Below are 4,724 nucleotides of genomic sequence, written 5' to 3'. Positions count from 1 at the left end.
GGAGGAAGTCGGTCGCGCCGCCGTACGCGCCGCGCTTTCCGGCGAGACGGCCAAGATGGTCGGTATCCAGCGCGTGCCGGGCGACGCATACGCCATCGAGACGAACCTCATCGACGTGGAGCGTGTGCGCCTCATCGAGCGCTGCCTGCCCGACGCCTTCATCAACGAAGCGGGCAACGGCGTCACCACGGCATTCAAGGAGTGGGCGGCCCCTCTCGTGGGCGAATTGCCGAGCTTTGTAAGCTTCCTGTAGCAAGACCGGGGGGGGCGGACCCTGGTCTTTGCCCCCGCGTCTGAAGGAGTGTGCATGAAACACATCTTTTTGAATCTCAAGCGCTTCGATATCACGCCCGAGCACGGCGGCGTGAACCGTTTGGCGGAGCCCGCCGCATGGGGCGAAGCGGTGACATCCTCGATCAAAGACGTCGCACTTCGCTATGCCGATGCGGAGTTCGCCGCCTTCCTGCCCGAGGCGCACCTCATCGGTGCCGTCGCCGGCGCTGCCGGAAGCCCGCTCGGCGTGGGCTGCCAGGGCGTCCATACGGCGGACACGGCGCCGGGCGGAAACTTCGGCGCCTTCACGACCCTGCGGACGGGCAACGCCGTGGCACAGCTCGGCTGCACCTGGGCGCTCATCGGCCACTGCGAGGAGCGCATGAACCTGCGCGCCATCATGGGTGAGGCAGGTGCTGCTCCCGATGCCGTGGAAGCGGCGGTGAATCGCGTGCTCGCGCGCGAGGTGGCTGCGGCTCAGGCAGCGGGCCTCACGGTGCTCTTCTGCATGGGAGAGCGCGAAGAGGAAGTCGATTCGTGGGAAGAGGTGCTCACCGCCCAGCTCACGGGCGGCCTCGAGGGCGCCGATCTCTCTCGCGTGCGTGTTGCGTACGAGCCGGTGTGGAGCATCGGGCCGGGTAAGACGCCCGCCGATGCCCCGTATATCCAGAAGGTGGCCCGTCTCATCAAGGCGACGCTTCCCGGTGTGGACGTGGTCTACGGCGGCGGTCTCAAGGCCGATAACGCTCAGATGCTCGCCGGCATCCCCGAGATCGACGGCGGCCTCATCGCACTCACCCGTTTCACCGGCGAGATCGGCTTCTACCCGGAGGAATATGCGGAAATCGTCAAGCTGTATCTAGAGGCCTAGCTCATTGGACGCATCAGTAAGAAAGGAATGACCATGCATCTGGACTTTGAATGGGGCACCGGCATGATGGGGGCCGAGCTCCCCGATACAACCGACGTCTTCGTCACCGGCGAGACCGTCAAGGACCCCGAGTGCCTGCCCCAGGATTGGGATAGCCTCTACGCGGCAACGCTCGAGAGCATCCGCAACCCCATCGGCATGGAGCCGCTCGCTTCCTATGCGGGGCCGGGCAAGAAGGTCGTCATCGTGATCCCCGATATCGTGAAGGGCGGCACCCAGCCCACCGCGCACCGCAAGGTCGCCATCCGCGCGTGCCTCGATGAGCTCTTCGCGAACGGCGTGAAGCACGACGACGTGCTGCTCCTCTTCTCGAACGGCCTGCACCCCCGCACCTCCACTGCCGAGGCCAAGCAGATTCTGGGCAGCGACCTCTACAACGAGTTCGAGGCAACCGGCCAGATCACGAGCCACGATTCCGAGGACTACGACCATCTGGTCGATCTGGGCTACACCGCTCAGGGCGACCACGTGATCATGAACAAGTACGTCTACGATGCCGACATCGCCATTCTTATCGGCCATACCCAGGGCAACCCCTATGGCGGTTACTCGGGCGGTTACAAGCACTGCGCCACGGGCATCACCCACTGGCGCTCTATCGGTGCCCACCACGTGCCGCGCGTCATGAGCCGCCCCGACTTCGTGCCGGTGTCTACCCATAGCCTCATGCGCGACAAGTTCGACAGCCAGGGCATGTTCATGGAAGAGAAGATGGGCAAGAAGTTCTTCTGCGTGGACGCGGTGCTCGACACCTGGAGCCGCCAGATCGCCATCTTCTCGGGTTACGCTGCCGAGATGCAGCCCGTGAGCTGGAAGGTTGCTGATAAGCGCACCTATGTGCACTGGGCCGAGAAGAAATACGACATCGTGGTCATGGGCATGCCCACGAACTTCCACTACGGTGACGGTATGGGCACGAATCCCATCCAGATGATGCAGGCCGTTTCCGCCCAGGTCATTCGCCATAAGCGCATCCTCTCCGATCACTGCGTCTTCGTGATCGCGAGCTACTGCGATGGGTGGTTCCACGACGAGCGCTGGCCGTACCTACGCGAGCAGTGGGAGCTGTGGCAGTCCGATAAGATGAACACGCTCGACGACATGATCAAGTACGGCGAGTACTTCGCCACCAACGAGGAGTACATCCGCAAGTACCGCTTTGCCGGTGCGTTCCATCCGTTCCATGGCTTCAGCATGATGACCTGCGGAAACCTCGCCGAGAAGTATCTCTCTGCTACGTATATCGTAGGCGCGCAGAAACCGGGCATCGCCCGTACCATGGGCCTCAAGACCCGTCCGACCTTCGAGGAGGCCATCGCCGACGCCACGCGCAAGTACACCGACGGCAACCCCAACATCCTGGCGCTCCCGCACGCGTACAACCGCGCCGTGCCGCACCTGTGCATGAAGGATCCGTCGCAGAACAGCCACTTCCGCGACGATGCCCCTGCGCATCCCTGCGGTTGCTAATTTTACTCGGTGCTGAGGGCACGGGGATATCTCCCGTGCTCAAACAGTCCTCGCGCTTCGCGCTGCGGAACTGCGCCGTGAGATATCCCCGTGCCCTCAGCACGCCAGGTTTATCTTGCTGGACAGCAAGTTCCCAGCGCAGAAGGGGAGGCCGCCATATCGTCCATCGCGAGTTCCGCAGCGAGCGGAGCGAGCGAGGACTGCCCGAGCAGGGGACGATGTGGCGGCCTCCCTGTCGGGGCAAAAGGAGCTGCAATGTTGAAGTTGAACAGAAGCTTTGCCTCGGCATTCGTTGCTGAGGACGAGCTTGTTAGCTATATGGATGAACATGTCGACGTGTTGGCGCGCTGCCAGGCGGGCGAGGACCGCTATGCGGATTCGCTCGGCTGGCTCTCCGTCGACGAATGGGCGAGCGACGCCATCCTTGACCGCACCTGCGCGCTTGCGGAGCAGATTCGCTCCATGGCCGACACCTTCGTTGTGATCGGCGTAGGCGGCTCGAATAACGGGTCGCGTTCCGTGCAGGCTGCGCTTGCCCCCGAGGGAGCACGGCTTGTGTGGGCGGGGAATACGCTTTCGGCTTGGGAGCTCAATCGCGTGCTCGATGAGCTTGAGGGCCATGATGTGGTGATCGATTGCATCGCCAAGAACTTCGAGACGCTCGAGCCGGGCTCATCGTTCCGCCTGCTCCGCCAGTACCTCGTCGAACGCTATGGCCGCGAGGAGGCCGCGCGCCGCATCGTCTGCACGGGTACGATCGGCTCGCCGCTCGAGGACCTCTGCCGTGCCGAGGGGTACACCTTTGTGCCCTTCGCCACCAACGTGGGAGGCCGCTATACCGCACTTACCGAGGTGCACTTGCTGCCCATGGCGGTTGCAGGCGTGGACATTCGCGCGCTCGTTGCAGGTGCCCGCACCATGGAGCGACTCCTTCGTACGGCGCCAGCGGGGGAGAACTCAGCGTTTGCCTATGCATCGGCTCGCAACATGCTGTGGGACCGCGGGTATCGCGTCGAGCTTCTGAGCTTTTTCGAGCCTCGTTTCCGGTGGTTCTCAAAGTGGTGGGAGCAGCTCTTTGCCGAGAGCGAGGGAAAGGATGGCAGAGGCATATTCCCCGCTGCCGCAGAGTGCTCCGAGGAGCTCCATAGCCTAGGGCAGTTCGTGCAGGACGGCACGCACATCCTTTTCGAGACCTTCCTTGATGTCTTGGAACCGGGTGCGGGCGACAGCCTCGTGTTGGGCGGCACCGACGTGGCGGATGCCTTTGGCTACCTGGACGGCAAAGATTTCTGGGATATCAATAAGGCGAGCTTCACGGCGACCCGCGAGGCGCATGCCGGAATGCTGCCATGCTTTACGCTCGAGCTCGATCGTCTTGATGAGGAGCATATGGGCATGCTCTTCTACTGGTTCGCGTTCGCGTGCTATGCTTCTGGGGAGCTTTTGGGTGTAAACCCCTTTGACCAGCCAGGCGTAGAGGCGTACAAGCGCCTCATGTTCGATGCGCTCGGAAAATAGAGAAAGGATCTCTTTATGAAGACTGTCAAACTGCTTTGCGCTGCCGGTACGTCGACGCAGATTCTTGCCCAGAAGGTGCAGGAGACTGCCGACAACCTCGGTCTCGAGATGGATGTCAAGGCTGCGTCCGTTTCTGGCTCCGATGATGCCTGCAAGGATGCCGACCTGCTGCTTCTTACGCCCCAGGTTGCCTTCAAGCTTGATGTCGTGAAGATGACGTTCCCCGATAAGAAGATCGACGTGATCGATGCGAACGCCTTTGCGACGCTCGATACCCAGGCGATCATCGCGCAGATCAACAAGGAGCTCTAAAGTCCTAGGCTCCCAGGGGGCGCCCGGGCCTCTTCTTCGCTAGTCCTCGGCCTTCGGCCTGCGGAATCGCTCAGAAGAGGCCCGGGCGCCCTTGCGTTACGGGCATAGATGCGGGCGGGGACCGGGCGGTGAGGCGCCCGGGGTCGATGCTGCATGCCCGTCCCAGGCCTGCGGAATCGCTCAGAAGAGGCCCGGGCGCCCTTGCGTTACGGGCATAGAT

General features: G+C 62.7%; 4 protein-coding genes and 1 pseudogene. All 5 read left to right on the top strand.

The window, feature by feature from the left end; genetic code table 11:
• Positions 1-253 (top strand): annotated as a pseudogene (locus AC1VS5_RS09445) (6-phosphofructokinase); the annotation flags it as partial.
• A gap of 54 nt (positions 254-307) precedes the next feature.
• The gene (locus AC1VS5_RS09440; protein WP_144688349.1) at positions 308-1,144 is read left to right on the top strand and encodes a triose-phosphate isomerase; all 837 of its coding nucleotides are present in this window, start codon (positions 308-310) and stop codon (positions 1,142-1,144) included.
• A 33-nt stretch (positions 1,145-1,177) separates the two neighbouring features.
• Complete coding sequence (locus AC1VS5_RS09435; protein WP_417058103.1) at positions 1,178-2,674, top strand: lactate racemase domain-containing protein; 1,497 nt, start codon at positions 1,178-1,180, stop codon at positions 2,672-2,674.
• Positions 2,675-2,929: 255 nt separating this feature from the next.
• A complete protein-coding gene (locus AC1VS5_RS09430) occupies positions 2,930-4,192 on the top strand; it encodes a glucose-6-phosphate isomerase (RefSeq protein ID WP_481218460.1) in 1,263 nt (420 codons plus the stop codon).
• A gap of 15 nt (positions 4,193-4,207) precedes the next feature.
• Positions 4,208-4,504 (top strand): PTS sugar transporter subunit IIB, encoded by a 297-nt coding sequence (locus AC1VS5_RS09425; protein WP_022348895.1) that lies wholly within the window; start codon positions 4,208-4,210, stop codon positions 4,502-4,504.
• The last annotated feature ends 220 nt before the right edge of the window (positions 4,505-4,724 follow it).

Source organism: Enorma sp. (assembly GCF_982429025.1).
This window is presented reverse-complemented; position numbering and strand designations above follow the sequence as displayed.

Excerpts from the sequence above, each read along its gene's own strand:
- AC1VS5_RS09440 (WP_144688349.1), top strand. The coding sequence starts at position 308 with ATGAAACACATCTTTTTGAATCTCAAGCGCTTCGATATCACGCCCGAG.
- AC1VS5_RS09435 (WP_417058103.1), top strand. The coding sequence starts at position 1,178 with ATGCATCTGGACTTTGAATGGGGCACCGGCATGATGGGGGCCGAGCTC.
- AC1VS5_RS09430 (WP_481218460.1), top strand. The coding sequence starts at position 2,930 with ATGTTGAAGTTGAACAGAAGCTTTGCCTCGGCATTCGTTGCTGAGGAC.
- AC1VS5_RS09425 (WP_022348895.1), top strand. The coding sequence starts at position 4,208 with ATGAAGACTGTCAAACTGCTTTGCGCTGCCGGTACGTCGACGCAGATT.